Annotated in this window: 17 protein-coding genes; all 17 read right to left on the bottom strand. The window is 68.2% G+C overall.

The features are described from left to right. Positions 1-96: 96 nt before the first annotated feature. Complete coding sequence (locus tag ABCS02_RS32445) at positions 97-1320, bottom strand: FAD-dependent oxidoreductase (protein ID WP_345839849.1); 1224 nt, start codon at positions 1318-1320, stop codon at positions 97-99. Next, the gene (locus ABCS02_RS32450; protein WP_345839850.1) at positions 1320-1694 is read right to left on the bottom strand and encodes a non-heme iron oxygenase ferredoxin subunit; all 375 of its coding nucleotides are present in this window, start codon (positions 1692-1694) and stop codon (positions 1320-1322) included. The genes ABCS02_RS32445 and ABCS02_RS32450 overlap by 1 nt, the downstream gene beginning before the upstream one ends. Positions 1695-1699: 5 nt before the next feature. Next, positions 1700-2221 (bottom strand): hypothetical protein, encoded by a 522-nt coding sequence (locus ABCS02_RS32455; protein ID WP_345839851.1) that lies wholly within the window; start codon positions 2219-2221, stop codon positions 1700-1702. 39 nt (positions 2222-2260) lie between these two features. Continuing rightward, positions 2261-3238 carry an aldo/keto reductase gene (locus tag ABCS02_RS32460; protein ID WP_345839852.1) on the bottom strand — a complete coding sequence of 326 codons (978 nt, stop codon included), beginning with the start codon at positions 3236-3238 and terminating at the stop codon, positions 2261-2263. A 49-nt stretch (positions 3239-3287) separates the two neighbouring features. After that, the gene (locus ABCS02_RS32465; RefSeq protein ID WP_345839853.1) at positions 3288-3857 is read right to left on the bottom strand and encodes an aromatic-ring-hydroxylating dioxygenase subunit beta; all 570 of its coding nucleotides are present in this window, start codon (positions 3855-3857) and stop codon (positions 3288-3290) included. 31 nt (positions 3858-3888) lie between these two features. Next, positions 3889-5310 carry an aromatic ring-hydroxylating dioxygenase subunit alpha gene (locus ABCS02_RS32470; protein WP_345839854.1) on the bottom strand — a complete coding sequence of 474 codons (1422 nt, stop codon included), beginning with the start codon at positions 5308-5310 and terminating at the stop codon, positions 3889-3891. 134 nt (positions 5311-5444) lie between these two features. Further along, positions 5445-6257: an ATP-binding cassette domain-containing protein gene (locus ABCS02_RS32475; RefSeq protein ID WP_345839855.1), complete on the bottom strand. Its 813-nt coding sequence runs from the start codon at positions 6255-6257 to the stop codon at positions 5445-5447. Further along, positions 6241-7176: an ABC transporter ATP-binding protein gene (locus ABCS02_RS32480; RefSeq protein ID WP_345839856.1), complete on the bottom strand. Its 936-nt coding sequence runs from the start codon at positions 7174-7176 to the stop codon at positions 6241-6243. The genes ABCS02_RS32475 and ABCS02_RS32480 overlap by 17 nt, the downstream gene beginning before the upstream one ends. Further along, a complete protein-coding gene (locus ABCS02_RS32485) occupies positions 7173-8105 on the bottom strand; it encodes an ABC transporter permease (RefSeq protein ID WP_345839857.1) in 933 nt (310 codons plus the stop codon). Before ABCS02_RS32485 ends, ABCS02_RS32480 begins: the two co-directional genes overlap by 4 nt. Then, positions 8102-9097, bottom strand: coding sequence for an ABC transporter permease (locus ABCS02_RS32490; protein ID WP_345839858.1), 996 nt, complete (start codon positions 9095-9097; stop codon positions 8102-8104). Before ABCS02_RS32490 ends, ABCS02_RS32485 begins: the two co-directional genes overlap by 4 nt. Positions 9098-9302: 205 nt before the next feature. Beyond that, positions 9303-10310, bottom strand: a complete 1008-nt coding sequence (locus ABCS02_RS32495; protein WP_345839859.1) for an alpha/beta fold hydrolase — start codon at positions 10308-10310, stop codon at positions 9303-9305. Positions 10311-10433: 123 nt separating this feature from the next. Continuing rightward, positions 10434-11237, bottom strand: a complete 804-nt coding sequence (locus tag ABCS02_RS32500; RefSeq protein ID WP_345839860.1) for a hypothetical protein — start codon at positions 11235-11237, stop codon at positions 10434-10436. Between the two features lie 14 nt (positions 11238-11251). Beyond that, positions 11252-12199, bottom strand: coding sequence for an alpha/beta hydrolase (locus ABCS02_RS32505; protein ID WP_345839861.1), 948 nt, complete (start codon positions 12197-12199; stop codon positions 11252-11254). A gap of 102 nt (positions 12200-12301) precedes the next feature. Next, positions 12302-13357 (bottom strand): amidohydrolase family protein, encoded by a 1056-nt coding sequence (locus ABCS02_RS32510; RefSeq protein WP_345839862.1) that lies wholly within the window; start codon positions 13355-13357, stop codon positions 12302-12304. Then, entirely contained in the window at positions 13358-14302 is a 945-nt protein-coding gene (locus ABCS02_RS32515) for an amidohydrolase family protein (protein WP_345839863.1), read from the bottom strand. A 19-nt stretch (positions 14303-14321) separates the two neighbouring features. Further along, positions 14322-15335, bottom strand: coding sequence for a 4-hydroxy-2-oxovalerate aldolase (dmpG, locus tag ABCS02_RS32520; protein ID WP_345837347.1), 1014 nt, complete (start codon positions 15333-15335; stop codon positions 14322-14324). Next, on the bottom strand, positions 15335-16285 hold the full coding sequence (locus ABCS02_RS32525) for an acetaldehyde dehydrogenase (acetylating) (RefSeq protein ID WP_345837348.1): 951 nt from the start codon (positions 16283-16285) through the stop codon (positions 15335-15337). Before ABCS02_RS32525 ends, dmpG begins: the two co-directional genes overlap by 1 nt. Between the last annotated feature and the right edge of the window lie 6 nt (positions 16286-16291).

Consider the following 16291-nt stretch of genomic DNA (forward strand, 5'->3'; position numbering starts at 1 on the left):
CGATGAGTTGAGCGACAACGTAGGGAGCGTCTAGAACACCGTTCCAGCGCTCGGTCCACTGAACGATCCGTGACCGCTTTTTGTGACCGAGTAGTGCTATTTTGCGGCGCGCGCGAGGCGGCGCAGGTCGACCGTCGGATCGGCGAGCGCCTCCGCGCTCACGGGCACGTCGGCGGCGATGAGCGCCATCGCGCCCCGGACGTCGCGCCCCACGTCGATCGCGAACGCCCCGACGACGCGGGAGTCCCGCACGTGCAGAGCACTGAACGCGTCGTCCGCCGGGTCGCCGCGGAGGATCACGTCGGCGTCGCCCTGGACATCGCCGGCGACCTGGATGTTCATGTCGAACTGATCGGTCCAGAACCACGGCACCTCGCGGACGAGGGGCGGATGCCCGAGGATCGCGGCCGCCGCGGCGGCGCCCTGCTGCTCGGCGTTCTGGAACGACTCGTACCGGACGAGGCCCTCGCCTCGCCACGCGGGCTGGACGGCGACGTCGCCCGCCGCGAAGATCGCGGGATTTGCCGTCCTCGTCTCGGCGTCGACGACGATGCCGCCCGCCACGACCAGCCCGAGCCGTTCGGCGAGCTCGGTTCGCGGCGTCATCCCGACGCCCACGATCACGAGATCAGCGGGGATCACGGTCCCGTCGTCGAGCACGACGGCGGTGACACGCGTCGTGCCGCGCAGTTCCGCGATCCCGACGCCCGTGCGCATCGCGACGCCCCGATTCACGTGCCGCTCGCCGATCAGGGTTCCCCACCGGCCGCCGAGCGCACGCTGCATCGGCACCGGCGAGAGCGACACGACCGTCGCGTTCGCGCCGGACGCGCGCGCGGACGCGGCGATCTCGAGGCCGATGAACCCGTTGCCGATGATCACGACGTTCTCGGCGGCCGCCAGCTCCTCACGGAGCGCGTGCGCGTCGTCGAGCTCCCGCACCGAGTGCACGCCGTCGAGCAGCTCCCCCGGCACCTCGAGGCTGCGCGCCGCGCCGCCCGTGGCGAGGAGGATCCGATCGGCGCGCAGCTCTCGTCCGCTGGCGAGACTCAGGGTGCGCAGGTGCGGGTCGATGTCGACCACGTGCTCCTGCATGATCAGGTCGACCGCGAGCGACTCCCACTCCTGCCGTAGGGCGAGCTCGGAGTGCTCGGTGTGGCCGAGGAGCACACGCTTCGACAGCGGCGGACGCTCATACGGCTCATGCGCCTCACCGCCGATCAGCTGGATCGCGCCCTCGTACCCCTGCGCGCGGAGCGCTTCCGCGGCGCGCGTGCCGGCCAGGCTCGCGCCGACGATCGCGATCGACGAGATGTCCATCAGCGGAGAGCGGCGATGGCGCACCCGCGGTGGTCGCTCAGGTCGACGTAGACGACGTCATCCACGACCTGCACGGGATAGGACGACACCGGCCGGTTCGCCGGCGGCGCCATCACGGCGCCGGTCTTGATGTTGAACTTCGCGTAGTGCAGCTCGCACTCCACCCAGTCGTCCTCGACGTAGCCGTCGGCGAGGGAGGACTCCGCGTGACTGCACGTGTCGTCGAGCGCGAAGAAGCCGTCCTCGATGTGGAAGACCGAGACCGGCGGCTTCACGTCGAGGACGTACGCGGTGTCGAGATCGATCTCGCTCGTCGTACAAGCGCGGACCCAGCCGGATCCCAGACCGGTCGCTTCGGTGTCGATACTCGTCATTCGTCCTACTTCCCCGACAGGGCCACGAACTCTCGGATGTCCGAGGCCCACGCGCCCTCGAGGACGTCGTCGGTGCGCGGGGTGCGCACCGACAGCGTGCGCTCGTCGGATTCCATCGCGGCGGGATTCGCCAGGTAGTGCACGGCCACGCGCGTCACCGCACCCTCGTCGGTCGCGATGAGCCGCGTGCGCAGCCAGCCGACGTACCCGAGGAGGGTGGGCGTGTGCTCCTCCTCGAACCACGCGTCGAACGCAGCCAGCCGCTCCTCCGGCACCGGGTACAGCACCACGTAGATCGCGCCCTCGGCGTTCTCGGCCCAGGTGTCGAAGATCACGCGTCCGCTGACACGGATGTCGGCGTCGGTGGACTGCGGGGCGGCGGGCGCTTCCTCGAGCTCGAGGAAGCCCTGGTCGTCACCGAGCAGCAGGTACTCGGTGGGCCGCTGGTCGAGGTTCTTTCCCAGTCGCACGTCCACGTACATGCGAACCGCCTGCTCGTCCGCGACGAGCCGATCTGCTGTTGACACGGTGTTCAGACCTTTCGGATGGGGGAGGCGGGCGAGCGGTCAGGGGAAACGGATGGCGTCGATCTCGGCGATCTGCGCCGGCGACAGCTCGATATCGGTCGCCTCGCAGGCCGTGAGGAGGTGCGGGACCGAGGTCGAGCCGACGATGACGCCCAGGACGGGCTGCGTGTGCAGGAGCCAGGCGATCGCGAGATCCGCCGGCTTGATGCCGTACCCGCTGGCCAGGTCCTCGAAGGCCCCGGCCGCCTCGACCTGCTCGTCGGTGAAACCGCCGCCGCCCCAGCGCCGGTGACCCGCCCAGTCGCGCGTCGCGGCCTTGCGGCCGGCGAGCAGGCCCATGCCGAGGGGGCTATAGGCGAACAACGGGATCCCGGCGCGCTCGAGAACGGGGATGACGTCCTCGGCCCGATCGCGCCGGGCCACGCTGTACGACGACTGGTGCACGATCGGCGCCCGCAGCCCGGTGCGGGCCACGGACTCCAGCACGGCCTCGGTGTCGGCGCCGGTGAAGTTCGAGATCGCCCACGCGCGGATGTCACCGCGATCGATCAGCTCGTTGAAGACACCGACGATCTCGTCGACGGGCGTCTCCCGGTCGGGCTGGTGCGCGTAGTAGATGTCGATGTGGTCGCGACCGAGCCGCTGGAGGCTGATCCCGACCTGCTCGAGCACGTGGTCGCGCCCCAGGTGCCCGACGAACGGACCGTCGATGCGCGCCTGGCCGAGGGGCTCCCCCACCTTGGACGCGATGAGGATCTCGTCCGACGCGCCCGCGAGCGCTCGCCCGAGCAGCTCCTCCGACGACTTCCGCTCCTGCCAGGGCGTGACGCCCGGCCACGAGTAGTCGGGCTGGTTCCCGTAGGAGTTCGACGTGTCGAAGAGGGTGATCCCCGCGTCGACCGCCTGCCCGACCAGCTCGTCGACGGCATCCTCGGTCGGCGAGATGCCGAACGTGGCCGTCCCCAGGATGACCTGGGAGACGTTCATGCCGGAGTCGCCGAGTTGGTTGTACTTCACTGATGGTCCCGTCTTGTGGAGATGAGCACCCGCGCGCGCCGGACGGCGATCAGAACGGGACGGAGAGGTTCTTCGAGGTGATCACGGCCTGATCGAGCAGGATCGTACGGCGGGCGATCTTGTAGCCGGTCTCGGCGTTCGGACGCAGGACGTCCTGACGCTGGCCGGCCCAGATGTCGACGTCGATCTCGGAGCGGTTGCGGTAGACGATGAAGTACGACCGCACCGTCAGCTCACCGTCCTCGATGTTCTCGACCCACAGGTTGGACACCACGTGACGCGTGCGGCTCGGCGGCTGCTCCGACCAGTGCGTGCTGCTCTCGAGCTGCTTGACGCGCATGGCCAGCTCGTGGTGGTTCTCGTCCATGTGCGAGACGCCGGCCTTCGTCGGGATCTCGAAGTCGAACGATCGCGTGCGCAGGCGGTTGCGGCGCAGGGGCATCCAGTAGCGGACGTCCTCGGCGAAGAGGGCCAGCCACTGCGACCAGCGCCACTCGTCGAGAAGACGCGCCTCGTGGTAATAGAACTGCGTGATCTGGTGCTGCTGCTCCGCGGAGACGTGGATGTAGGGGAATCCCTCGTCTACGCGCACGGCGGCCTCGTCAAATGACAGCGTCATCGCTCACTCTTCCTCGGTTGTCTCGTGGAGCTCACGCGCCGGCGGCGTCGGAGCTGTCGGGGACCCAGGTCGCCCGGTCGCGAATGACCGTCGGCGACGCCTTCGCCCGCTCGTGCGCCCGCTCGATGAACTCGGCCACGCGCGGGTCGCTCTGGACAGCGGGCCACTCTTCGCTCGTCATGAACTCGAGCCAGCGGCGGTAGATCGCACGCGCCGGCAGCTCGCCGAAGCCCTGGTTCTGGATCTGGCCGGGGTACTCCTCGTGTTCGAGGACCTCGGTGCCCATGCCCATCTCGATGTTCCAGGTGATCTTGCGCGCCTGGTGACCGTTCTCGAGGATGTCGCGGACATAGGCCCAGTTCTCGCCGTCGTCCATCTCGACGACGCCGGCGGCGCCCTCGGCGAACGACACGCGAGCGGCGAGCTCGTCCTTCAACTCCTGCGGCATCGTCTTGTCCACGGCGACGAACTCCCACGCCTCGAACTCGTTCGGGCCCTTGGGGTGCCACACGCGCAGAACCGTGCGGGCCGAGGTCGTCGGCTCGTTGGAGAGGTTCGGCAGACCGCCGAAGTTCGGGAAGATCGTGAAGTTGCCGCCGATCGGCCGGTCACGGCCGTGCTTCTCCTCGACGCGGCGCACGCGGTCGTCCAGCCAGTCGACGATCTCCGGACCCATGCCCGAGGCCTGGCCGCCGGCCATCTCCGAGAAGAACGACATGCCGTGGCCCTGGCGAGAGCCCACCAGGTGGCCGTACTCGTTCTCGAGCGAGGGGTCGTACGCGAACAGGAGGCCGAGCGACGAGGCGTGGGTCACCGCGGCGTGGTAGGCGTCGCCACCGGACTGCTCGGCGATGATCTTCCAGTTGCCCGGGACGCGCCACTTGATGATGCCCGGGAGGATCTCCAGGCCGCCATCGGAGGCGTCGAGCCACGTGTCCATGTAGTACGTGAAGTCACCCAGGTAGTCGATGAGCGGCGGGGCGTTGTCGTCGAAGTTGCCGAAGTAGAGGCCCTTGTACTCCTCGACACGGATCGAGCGCAGGCCCCACTTCGACTTGTCGAGCTTGCCGTGGTAGACCTCCTCCTCGAAAGGCGCGGAGGTCAGCTCACCGGCGAGGTTGTAGACCCAGCCGTGGTACGGGCACGTGAACTGCTTCATGTTGCCCTCTTCGGCGCGGCACACCATCATGCCGCGGTGGCGGCAGGAGTTGAGCATCGCCCGCACCGAGCCGTCGCGCTGACGCGCGATGATGACCGGGTCGGCACCCATGTAGGTGGTGAAGAAGTCGCCCGGCTTGGGGATCTGCGACTCGTGCGCGAGGAAGAGCCACGTGCGACCGAACACACGGTCCAGCTCCAGGCGGTAGATCTCTTCGTCGGTGAAGATCTCGGGCGAGAGAGCGCCGTTCTGCCAATCGACCATCTGCTCGAGGTCGCTGCGGGAAATCGTCATGATTACCTCTCGGGTCCTACTAGGTCCGGATGACGGAGGGATGCGCGGCTTTACGCATCCTGTTTTCTCGACGGTATGCAGCGCCCCCCGCACCCACCAACTGGACGGTCCGGTGGCCGAAATCCGGCCGGCGACTAGGCCGAGGCGGCGACCGTCTGGAAGCGCGCCAGGGCCTGGTCGAGGTCGGGGCTGGCCTCCAGCAGCATGCGCGTGTACTCGTGCTGCGCATTGGCGAAGATCTCCGCCGTAGGGCCTTCCTCCACGATGACGCCGGACTTCATGACGTACACGTAGGTCGCGACCTTCCGCACGACCGGCAGGTCGTGCGTGATGAAGAGGTAGCCGACGCCGAGGCGCTCGCGCATCTCGTCCATGACATCGAGCACGCCGGCCTTCACGACCGCGTCCAGGGCGGACACCGCCTCGTCGGCGATGATCAGCCGCGGGTTCACCACGATCGCGCGGGCGATGAGCACGCGCTGGCGCTGCCCGCCGCTGAGCTGGCTGGGAAGCCGTTCGGTGAAGTCGGGATCGGTGGGGAGCCGCACGAGCGACAGCGCCTCTTCGACCTTCGCGTCGACCGCGGACCGGCCCTTGGCGACGCCGTGGAGCGAGATGACGTCCGCGAGCGCCTGCCGCACGGTCTTGCGCGGGTTCAGCGACCCCGAGGGATCCTGCAACACGCACTGCACGGCGCGGGAGAAGGCCAGCCGGTCGCGCCGGCGCATTGACCGGATGTCCTCGTCGTCCAGCGTCACGGCCCCGCTATCGGGTCGGATGAGTCCGAGGAGGATCCGCGACAGCGTGGTCTTGCCGCTGCCGCTCTCCCCCACGACCGCGACGAACTGCCCCGGTGCGACCTCGACGGTGGCGTGGTCGACCGCGATGACCTCTCCGCGTCCGTGTCGCGAGGCGAACGACTTGGTGACGTCAACTGCTCGGAGCATCTTCTTCCAATCCTGAAGCGGGGTACAGCATGGCCTCGATGGATCCACGCAGAGGGGTGTCGTCGGAAAGGCGACGCACGTGCGCGACGAGCTCACGGGTGTAGGGCTCACGCGGCTCGGTCAGCACCTGCGCCGTGGTCCCCGTCTCCACGAGAACGCCCTGACGCATGACGTAGATCCGCTCGCACATCCGCGCGACGACGGCCAGGTCGTGCGTGATCATGACCAGGGATGCGCCCAGCTGGGAGACGGAGTGATCGAGCGAGTTGAGCACGCGCTCCTGCACCGTGACGTCGAGCGCCGTGGTGGGCTCGTCGGCGATGATCAGCTTGGGCTCCTTCGCGAGCGCCATCGCGATCAGGACGCGCTGGCGCATGCCGCCGCTGAGCTCGTGGGGGTACGCCTGGTACAGCCCCTCGGCATCGGGCAGGCCCGCCATATCCATGTAGTGCGCGACACGCTCCCGCAGCGTGCTCGCTGACGCACCGCCCCGCTTGATGGGGAGCGCCTCGCGAACCTGCCGACCGACCGACATGGTCGGGTTGAGGAAGCTCAGCGGGTCCTGGAAGATCATCGAGATGTCGTGCCGACGGGCGTGATCCCACGCGTCGGTGCTGGCGTGGATGAACTCCTTGCCGTTGAGCTTGACCGAGCCGGTGGCCCGCACGCGGCGGTTGTCCGGCAGCAGCCCCGACATGGCCCGGGCCGTGATCGACTTCCCGGATCCCGACTCCCCCACGATCCCGACCCGCTCGCCGGGGTGCACGACGAGCTCCATGTGCTTCACGGCGTGCACCTCGGAGCGCGGCCCCGTGGGCAGGTGGACGCTGAGATCGCGCACCTCCACGAGAGGCGTCGGCGCATCGTCCAGGCCCGGCGTGACGGCGACGTTCACGGCGCCGTCTGCGAGGCGCGTCACGACTTCACCCGGCTGAGGGTCGGGTTGAGGATGTCGTTCATGGTCTCTCCCAGGGCGTTGACGGCGAGGACGACGAGGAAGATGAGCATGCCGGGAATGACCGTCAGCCACCACGCTGTCTGCATGTAGGGTTGCGCGGCGCTCAGGAGGGAGCCCCAGCTGGGCGTCTGCGGGTCGGTGAGGCCGATGAACGACAGACCCGACTCGACGAGGATCGCGAGGGCGGCCGTCATGGTCGCCGCCACGATGACCGGTGGCAGCAGGTTCGGCACGACCTCGGACAAGAGCACCCGGCGGGACGAGAAACCGGCGGCGCGCGCCGACTCCACGTACCCGAGCGTGCTGATTCGGCGCGCCTCGGCGCGCGCGATACGCGCGACCTGCGGCCACATCGTGATCGCCAGCACCCCGACCACGAGCGGCACGCTCGCACCGAGGAGGTAGGCGGCCACCAGGGCGATGATGAGGGCGGGGATGACCTGGAAGAACTCGATGATCTTGGTCAGCACCATGTCGACCGGGCCTCCGTAGAACCCGGCCACCGCGCCGATCACGAGGCCGATCGTGAGGCAGAGCAGCGCGACCGCGACGCCCACGAAGACCGTGACCTCGCCACCGGCGAGGATGCGCGCGAGGAAGTCGCGCCCGAGCCCGTCGGTCCCGAGCGGGAAGGCCGCGCTCGGCGGGAGCAGCACCGGGTAGTCCGCCGCGATCGGGTTGCGGGGGTAGACGATCGGCCCCAGGACCGACCCCAGCACGATGAGGACGAGGAAGGCGAGACTGATGATCGCCGAGGGCGTCCGGAACAACCGGCGGACCCAGGAGCCGCGGCCCCGTCGGCGCGGCGGCTCGGCGCCGTGCGGGATGGTCGTGGCCCTGCTCTCCGACACCTCGGGGGCGCCGTCGAGAACTACGCTTTCGATGGTCATGCTGCTCGGGCCTCCGCTCGTGCCCGGGTCTCCACGCGTCTCGGAGCGCGCAACCGCGGGTCGGCCCATCCGTAGGCCACGTCCGTGATGATGTTGATGATGATGACGAGCGCCGCGCTGAAGATGACGATGCCCATCACGAGCATCGTGTCGCGCGCGTTGATGGCGTCGTAGATGAGCAGGCCCATGCCCGGCCAGCCGAAGACCTTCTCCACGAAGAGCACCCCGGTGACCGCCCACGCCGCGTTGTAGCCGATGATGCTGATCATCGGGAGCATCGAGTTGAGAATCGCGTGGTGGCGGACGACCTGCGTCCGGTTGAGACCCTTCGAGCGGGCGGTGTCGATGTAGTCCTGCCCGAGCACCTCGATCGTGGTGGTTCGCATCACGCGCACGGTGAACGCGAGCTGCGACAGCGCGAGGGCGATGACCGGGAGGATGAGGTGCGACAGGGAGACCGGGGCCGAGGTCCCGTAATCCTTCATGCCCTGGGCGGGGAGCCAGCCCAGATAGATCGAGAACACCAGCACCAGCATCATGCCGAGCCAGAAGGTCGGGATCGAGAAGGCCGCCAGGGAGATGTACGAGATGGCCTTGTCGAGCAGCTTCGAGCGGGTGCGCGCGGCGATGGCGCCGAGCGCGATGCCGAGCACCGACGAGAGGATGAGCGCCGGGACCACCAGGTAGAGCGTGTTCACGAAGCGCTGGAGGATGAGCGTGAAGACCGGCTGGTTCGAGGTCGCGGACGTGCCGAAGTCGCCGATGGCGACGTGGCCGATGTAGATGAGCATCCGCTGCCACAGCGGATCGTTCAATCCGTAGCGCGCCTCCAGGGCGGCGCGGAACTCGGGGCTGACCGCGGTCTGACCGATCATCGTGTCGACGACGTTGCCGGGCGCGAGCTGCAGGAGCAGGAAGACCAGGATGACGGTGACCAGCAGAAGGATGAGCGAGGAGCCCAGGAGCTTCCCGTAGTGGGTGATGCGACTCATGCTGACTGACACGGTCTTTCGTGAGGGGTCTTCGGGTGGGTGTGGAACATGCTTCCTCGCAGTCCAGGGGCTTATGGGGGCGCGGACCGTTTGAACGTACGGTCCGAACAAAACGCGGCTCGACCGAGCGTTTCACTCAGTGGTCCGGCGTCCGCCTCGCCCCGGGAGGAGCCGCGTTCCTGGGCTCCTCCCGGGGCGTCGCGGGTCAGGCGTTGAGGCCCTTGTCGTCGAGCCAGCCGCTCAGGACGTCGGCGACCTCGACGTTGTTGAGATCGGAGAACGGGAAGTGCGTGTTGCCCGTGATTCCGATCTTCGGAAGCTCGAGGAGCTCCGCGTCGCCGCCGAGAGCCCGGAGCTGCTCGATCAGCTGTCCGATCCGCTCGAGGTACAGCCGCTGCTCGAGGAGCGTCTCGGCGTTGTCACCCCACACGACCTGGATCGGGATGCGGGCGAGGCGCGCGAACTGCTCGTCCGGGACGATGTTCGGCTCGACCCAGGGCTCGAGCCACGGCTCCTCTGTGTAGTCGACGGGAGCCGGCGGGTTGCCCTCGGGGAAGATCTGCCCGCCGCCGGTCTCGTAGGCGACGATCGCCCGCACGTTCGAGGACTTGATCGCGCCCAGCCAGCCGTACTGGCCGCCGTTCGAGTGGATCACGAGGACCGCGGGGCCGATCCGGTCGAACAGCTCCGCCATCGCGTCGCTGATGACGTCGCGGACCTCATCGCTGAAGTCCTCCGGGCCGGTGTTCGGGGTGCCCCAGCGCAGGAACTGGCTCACCGACGTCGGGTCCTGCGGGAACGCGAGGCCCTCGAAGAACTCCGGCTCGCCGCCGGGCGTCCAGCGGCCGAGCCGGAAGGCCTCGAACACCGCCTGGTCGTTGAAGAAGTTGCCTTCGTCGGTGGCGTCCGGCACCATCTTCCCGGTGATCGTCTGGCCGGCCCGACCGCGGCGGGGCTGGTCGACGATGTAGACCGGGTGGCCGCGGCGTAGAAGGATGTTCTGGAAGCCCTCGCGGCCGTCGGGCGTCGTCTCCCACGTCTTGCCCGACTGCCCGAAGCCGTGCCAGAGCACGAGCGGGACCTTCGTGGCGCCGGCGGGAATCTGGTACTGCACGTATCCGTGATCACCGTGCATGGTGGTGCCGCCGTCCAAGTCGGCGACGGCGCCGCCGAACATGAAGCTGCCCTGCTCCTGGATAACGATGGGCTCCATCGAGTTCCTCTCCTGAGATCGTCTGCGGCCGCCTCGGGACCGGCGCTCGCGGAACCGATCCTCGACGGGCGGTATCACGCCCATCGAAACGCGATTCCACCAGCCGGACCGGAGCCGCCGGTCTCAGGCGCCGCTGGGCAGCATCCGGATCGCGTCGGCCACGGGGATGCGACGGTAGGTCTCCCGCGGCAAGCCGTTCTCGGAGATCTCGTCGCGCTGGGCAGCGAGCCGCGCGATCTCGGCGTCGTCGATGCCCGCGGACCGATCCGGGCCTTCGATCATGTCGCCGTCGTCCTCCGGCACACCGCCGGGGTTGAGCTCCAGGAGCCGCGCCTTGTTCTCCGCCGCGGTCTTGAGCACCTCGTCGTAGCTGCTGCCCGGCGTGAGGATGCTGGTGGTGTTCTTCACGCCGCGCCGGTGCAGCGCGCGGATCGACAGGTCGGCATCCGCCACGCGTCCGGTCGGCGAGTACGCCCACGCGCTCTCGATGCGGTCCAGAGCCGTCGCCGGCTCCTTCAGGTGGTGGCGGAGGTCGGCGCGCGGCGTGCCGTCGACGACCGCCAGACGGGTGATCGCGCGGTCGTTGATGGCCTCGAGGATCTCGGCCGGGGAGTCCGGCACGAGCACCTCCTTGCGCGGCGGGAACACGTCGTACCAGGCGTGGCTGCCGTGGTAGCGGCCGACGTGAAAGACGTACACCTCCGGGTAGATGGGGGCTCCCGTGCGCCGCGTCTCACGGATGTCGTAGTAGGCCGTGATGGCCAGCTGGATCAGCAGCGATGCCCCGACCGCGCCATAGGGTCGGTCCACGATGATGCCGAACCGGTCGTGCGTGTTCCAGCCGGGGAGAACCTCCTCCCGCTCAACCTCGACGCCGTCGATGGCCGAGGCGAAGTGCTCCCGGGCCAGCTGGTACGAAACGTGCATCCCGTCGCCTCCGTCTATGCGCCCTTGATGAACTCGATGAGCACCTGGTCGTGCTCCTCGGGCTTCTCCCACTGCGGCCAATGCGCCGCATCCCGCATGATGTAGAACTTCGCGTTCGGGAGCTTGCCGGCGACGTACTCGGCGTAGTCGGGACCGTAGCCGGGGTTGAGGTCCGTCCAGAAGACGAGCGTCTCGTGCTCGAAGCGGGCGAGCGTGCTCTCGTCGTGGCGCGGCTGGAACTGGGGACCGTACTCGCCGCCGTCGAGGCGGTAGACCCGCTTCATCGCCGTGTGGATCGCGGGATCGCTGTACAGCCGCAGCCGGACGTCGACCATCTCGTCTGTCATCGACGACGGGTCCGCGACGAGCCACTGCATCCGCGGCTGCATCGTCTCGAACGAGGGCTCGGTGACCGACAGCTGCGAAATGCGCTTGAAGTCCTCGCCCTCGCCCTCGCGGATCGCGAAGTCGGTCTTGTTCAGCCGCACGCGCCCGATCGCGGTGTTCAGGATGATCTTGCCGCACAGCTCGGGGTAGCGCAGGCCGAACTCGAAGAGGATGGAGGCGCCGAGCGACTCCCCCTCGATGTGCGCCTTCTCGTAACCGAGCGCGCGGACGAGGTCGGCGAGGGCTTCGGCCTGCAGGTCGAGCTCGGTGTCGGGGTTCCACGGCTCCTTGTCGGTGTAGCCGTGGAACAGCGCGTCGATCGCGATCACGTGGAAGCCGTGCGCCGCGAGATTGTGCATGTTGCGGGCGAACGTCTCGGCGTGGCCGCCCATGCCGTGGATGAGGATGAGCGGCTCGGCGTCGGGCTGGTCGAAGCCGGCCTCGATGATGCGGTGACGCCACCGTTCGCCGCGTACGAAGCGCGTCTGGGTGCCCAGCAGCTCGACGGCGATCGACTTCCACTCCGTCAGCGGCTTCGCCGTCGGCTCGTCTTTCAGGATGAGTTCGGTTGCCACGTCGGACCTCTCTTGTTCAGACCATGTCGAGCGTAGGTTCGCGCTCGTTCGTCGAGACGCCCCCGGGCCCGCTGACCGGACCGGGCTTGCGCCTCCGGGGTGTCACGGCTGCCCGTGACTCCACGGCGCACGCAGACCGTGCGCGCGCCGCGCGCGTTCCACGTCGTCGTCGCGGATCGTCGCGAGCCTCTCCGGGACGTCGATCCCGTGCAGGCGCGCGAAGTTCAGACCGAGGATGCCGCGCTTGATCTCCTCCGTGATCTCCGGGTAGCCACGGCGGAGCAGATTGTCGGGCATCCTGAAGTCCCACGCGGCCTCGATGATCGGACGCGGGTGGGCCGAGGGGACGCCGCTGCCGAACAGCAGCCGGTCCGCGCCGCCCGCGCGTACGAACGCGCCGACGATCCGGGCGAACTTGCCCCGGCGCCGCATGACGTAGAGCATCGACGCCTCGAGGTTGACCCACACGTTGGGGTAGCGCTCGAGCTGCGATGCGGACTCCTCGAGGAACCCGTAGCCCGCGTGGACCACCTCAAACCGGAGGGTCGGGAAGTCCCGCGCCGCGTAGTCGAGGTCGGACGGGCGGTAGGGGTCCGCCGGAGCGAGGCCCTCGGGCAGGCCCTTGTGCACCGCGATCACCGTCACGCCCAGCTCGACGCAGCGCTCCAGCACGGGGTACATCAGCGCCCGGTCGCTGAGCGAGATCTCGCGCGCGACGCCGTCGACGAAGTCCCACGGGCGCACGCCGAGGCCGTCGATCGCGTACTCCTCGACCTGACGCTCGAGATCGGCGATCCGCGCTCCCGCGTCCGGCTCGGAGGTCAGCGCGCCGTAGAGCAGCGTCCGCGCCGGGTGCCGGCGACGCAGCTCCGCGCCGATCTCGATCGGCGAATACGCCCGACCGTACAGCTGAGCGCTGTGGAAGCAGGTGAGGTCGATCGGGCTCTCGAGGAACAGGGCGTCGACGAGCGCATCCACAGAGAAGCTCTGCTGGTAGCGCTCCTTCTCGAGGAGGTACTCCGCCGGCACGAGCCCCTCGACGACGCCGAGGTCCTTGTCCGCCATCGCCTGAGTGAGCCGGCTCTCCTCGCGCGCCTCGCCGCCGTAGTCGATGGCGAGCGAAAGCGCATCGGCGACGAAGACGTCGTCGTCCAGCATTCAGCGCACCAGCTCGTGCAGCCGGGCAGCGTTGCCACCCAGGAGCTTCACCCGACGCTCGTCGGTCAGCTCGAGATAGCCGTCGTCGACCATGTCCGCCGGCATCCGGAAGGTGCGGAGGGCCTCGACGACAGGGCGCGGATGCCCGAGTGCCCCGCTGCCGAACAGGATCCGGTCCTCGGCGCCGTGGAGGAAGAACTCGCCCAGCACCTCTGCCAGGCGTCTCGGCTGACGCATCGCGAAGTGGTTCGCGCCCGCGAGGTTCGCCCAGAGGTTCGTGAACCGGGCCATCTGCAGGGCGACCTCGTCGAGGAATGCGAGGCCCGCGTGGACGAGCTCGAACTGGAGGGTCGGGAACTGGCGCGCCGCCTGGTCGAGGTCGGCGACCCGGTACGGGTCGAGCGGGTCGAGACCGCGCGGGTTTCCCTTCCGCACGGACACGACGCGGATCCCCCGCTCGACGCACCGCTCGAGCAGCGGATGAATGGTGTCCTCGTCGGCGAGCGAGAAGCTGCGGTCCTCGCCGTCCACGACCCGGTACTGGTCGAGGCTGATCCCCGCCACTCCCCGGTCGGCGAGGGCGTCGAGCTCGTCGAGCGCGCGCTCGAGGCCGAAGAACGGATCGAGCCGCGCCATGACGAGCACGCGTCCGGGAAGCCGGTCGCGGAGTGCGAACACATCGCCCTGCGGACCGGGCGTCGCCGACGCGTGCACGGCGGCGACGTCGATCCCCGACTCGACGAACAGGCGATCGGCCAGATCGTCATACGTCAGCGGAGCGGCCAGCTGCTCCCGCGTCTGCACATCCGCCTCGGGGAAGACCTCACGCTGCATCCGCGCATCGCGATCCAGTGCCGCCCGCGCCGAGGCCGGGCTCCGCCGATCCGTCCCGTAGTCGGGGAGCTCGGCGAAGCCGTCGAAGACGAAGGATGCGTTCGCGGGCATGACGCCGGTCTCGCGACGTTCAGGTGTGGGTGGCAAGGAGGTCGAGGGAGACGTCGATGATCATGTCTTCTTGGCCGCCGACGAGGCCGCGGCGTCCGCATTCGACGAGGATGTCGCGGACGTCGAGCTGGTAGGTGGCGGCCGCGTTCTCGGCGTGGCGGAGGAAGCTGGAATACACCCCCGCGTACCCCAGGGTCAGGGTTTCCCGGTCGACCCGCACGGGCCGGTCCTGCAAGGGCCGGACCAGGTCGTCCGCGGCGTCCTGCAACGCGAACAGATCACAACCGTGTTCGAACCCGGACAGGTCCGCGACCGCGATAAACGCCTCCAACGGGCAGTTCCCCGCCCCCGCACCGTGCCCGGCGAGGGACGCGTCCACCCGGAACACCCCGTTCTGCACCGCGACCACGGAATTCGCGACCGACAACGACAGGTTCTCGTGCGCGTGAATCCCGATCTCCGTCCCCGGATCCAACACGTCCCGGTACGCGCGGACCCGTTCGGCGACCCCGTCCATCGTGAGCCTCCCCCCCGAATCGGTGACATACACGCACTGCGCCCCGTACGACTCCATCAACTTCGCCTGCGCAGCCAACTCCACGGGGCCGCTCATGTGGGACAGCATCAGAAACCCCGACACATCCATCCCCAACTCCCGGGCCGCCGCGATGTGCTGCGCGGAAATATCCGCTTCCGTGCAGTGCGTCGCGACCCGCACCGACCGCACCCCCAACTCATACGCCCGCGTCAACTCATGAATCGTCCCCACCCCGGGAAGAAGCAACGTGGTAAGCCGGGCCCGGTCGATCACGGACGCGGCCGCTTCAATCCACTCCCAATCACTGTTCGACCCCGGACCATAATTCAACGACCCCCCCGCGAGCCCATCCCCATGCGCAACCTCGATCGCATCCACCCCCGCCGCATCCAACGCGCGGACGATGGCTTTCACGTTCTCCGGAGTGATCCGATGCCGGACCGCGTGCATCCCATCACGCAACGTCACATCCTGCACGAAAATCTTCGACCCCATCACACACCCGCCTTCACAACAGCGATCCGCTCCGCAGTCTGCACCGCCGCCGACGTCATAATGTCCAAATTCCCCGCATACGCCGGCAAATAATGCGCCGCACCCTCCACCTCCAAAAGCACCGACACCTGATGCGTCGGACGCCCCCCCGCATAGCCCGGGTCCAGGAGAGTCTCCACCGGCTGATCCGCCGGCACCGGCCGGATCGTGACCGGCTGCTTCAACCGATACCCCGGCACATACCCCGCCACCCGGGAAACCATCTCCTCCACACTCGCCACCACCCCATCCAGCACCGACTCATCCTCGACCCGGACCAACGCGAACACCGTGTCCCGCATCATCAACGGCGGCTCCGCCGGATTCAAAATAATGATCGCCCGACCCCGACCCGCACCCCCCACCCGCTCAATCGCCAACGACGTGGTCTCCGTGAACTCATCAATATTCGCCCGCGTCCCCGGCCCCGCACTCCGCGACGCGATCGACGCAACAATCTCCGCATACACCACCGGCACCACCGCACTAATCGCCGCGACCACCGGGATCGTCGCCTGCCCCCCACACGTCACCATATTGATATTCGACGCATCCACATGCTCATCCAAATTCACCGCAGGCACCACATACGGACCAATCGCCGCCGGCGTCAAATCAATCAACCGCTTCCCGTACGGCTCCAACACCGAAGCGTTATGCACATGCGCCCTCGCGCTCGTCGCATCAAACACAATCTCGATCTCCCCAAACCCCGGCATCGCGACCAAACCCTCAACACCCTCATGCGTCACCGGAACACCCAACCGCGCCGCACGAGCCAAACCATCCGACGCCGCGTCGATCCCCACCATCGCCGCCAACTCCAAATTCACCCCACCCCGAATCACCTTGAACATCAAATCCGTCCCAATGTTCCCCGACCCAATAATCGCAACCTTCACCTTGCTCATCCCTCA

This window comes from Microbacterium sp. X-17, assembly GCF_039615055.1.

Bases quoted from the DNA above. Each gene is read 5' to 3' on its own strand.
- ABCS02_RS32445 (WP_345839849.1), bottom strand. From the start codon at position 1,320: ATGGACATCTCGTCGATCGCGATCGTCGGCGCGAGCCTGGCCGGCACG.
- ABCS02_RS32450 (WP_345839850.1), bottom strand. From the start codon at position 1,694: ATGACGAGTATCGACACCGAAGCGACCGGTCTGGGATCCGGCTGGGTC.
- ABCS02_RS32465 (WP_345839853.1), bottom strand. From the start codon at position 3,857: ATGACGCTGTCATTTGACGAGGCCGCCGTGCGCGTAGACGAGGGATTC.
- ABCS02_RS32470 (WP_345839854.1), bottom strand. From the start codon at position 5,310: ATGACGATTTCCCGCAGCGACCTCGAGCAGATGGTCGATTGGCAGAAC.
- ABCS02_RS32475 (WP_345839855.1), bottom strand. From the start codon at position 6,257: ATGCTCCGAGCAGTTGACGTCACCAAGTCGTTCGCCTCGCGACACGGA.
- ABCS02_RS32485 (WP_345839857.1), bottom strand. From the start codon at position 8,105: ATGACCATCGAAAGCGTAGTTCTCGACGGCGCCCCCGAGGTGTCGGAG.
- ABCS02_RS32490 (WP_345839858.1), bottom strand. From the start codon at position 9,097: ATGAGTCGCATCACCCACTACGGGAAGCTCCTGGGCTCCTCGCTCATC.
- ABCS02_RS32495 (WP_345839859.1), bottom strand. From the start codon at position 10,310: ATGGAGCCCATCGTTATCCAGGAGCAGGGCAGCTTCATGTTCGGCGGC.
- ABCS02_RS32500 (WP_345839860.1), bottom strand. From the start codon at position 11,237: ATGCACGTTTCGTACCAGCTGGCCCGGGAGCACTTCGCCTCGGCCATC.
- ABCS02_RS32510 (WP_345839862.1), bottom strand. From the start codon at position 13,357: ATGCTGGACGACGACGTCTTCGTCGCCGATGCGCTTTCGCTCGCCATC.
- ABCS02_RS32515 (WP_345839863.1), bottom strand. From the start codon at position 14,302: ATGCCCGCGAACGCATCCTTCGTCTTCGACGGCTTCGCCGAGCTCCCC.
- dmpG (WP_345837347.1), bottom strand. From the start codon at position 15,335: ATGGGGTCGAAGATTTTCGTGCAGGATGTGACGTTGCGTGATGGGATG.
- ABCS02_RS32525 (WP_345837348.1), bottom strand. From the start codon at position 16,285: ATGAGCAAGGTGAAGGTTGCGATTATTGGGTCGGGGAACATTGGGACG.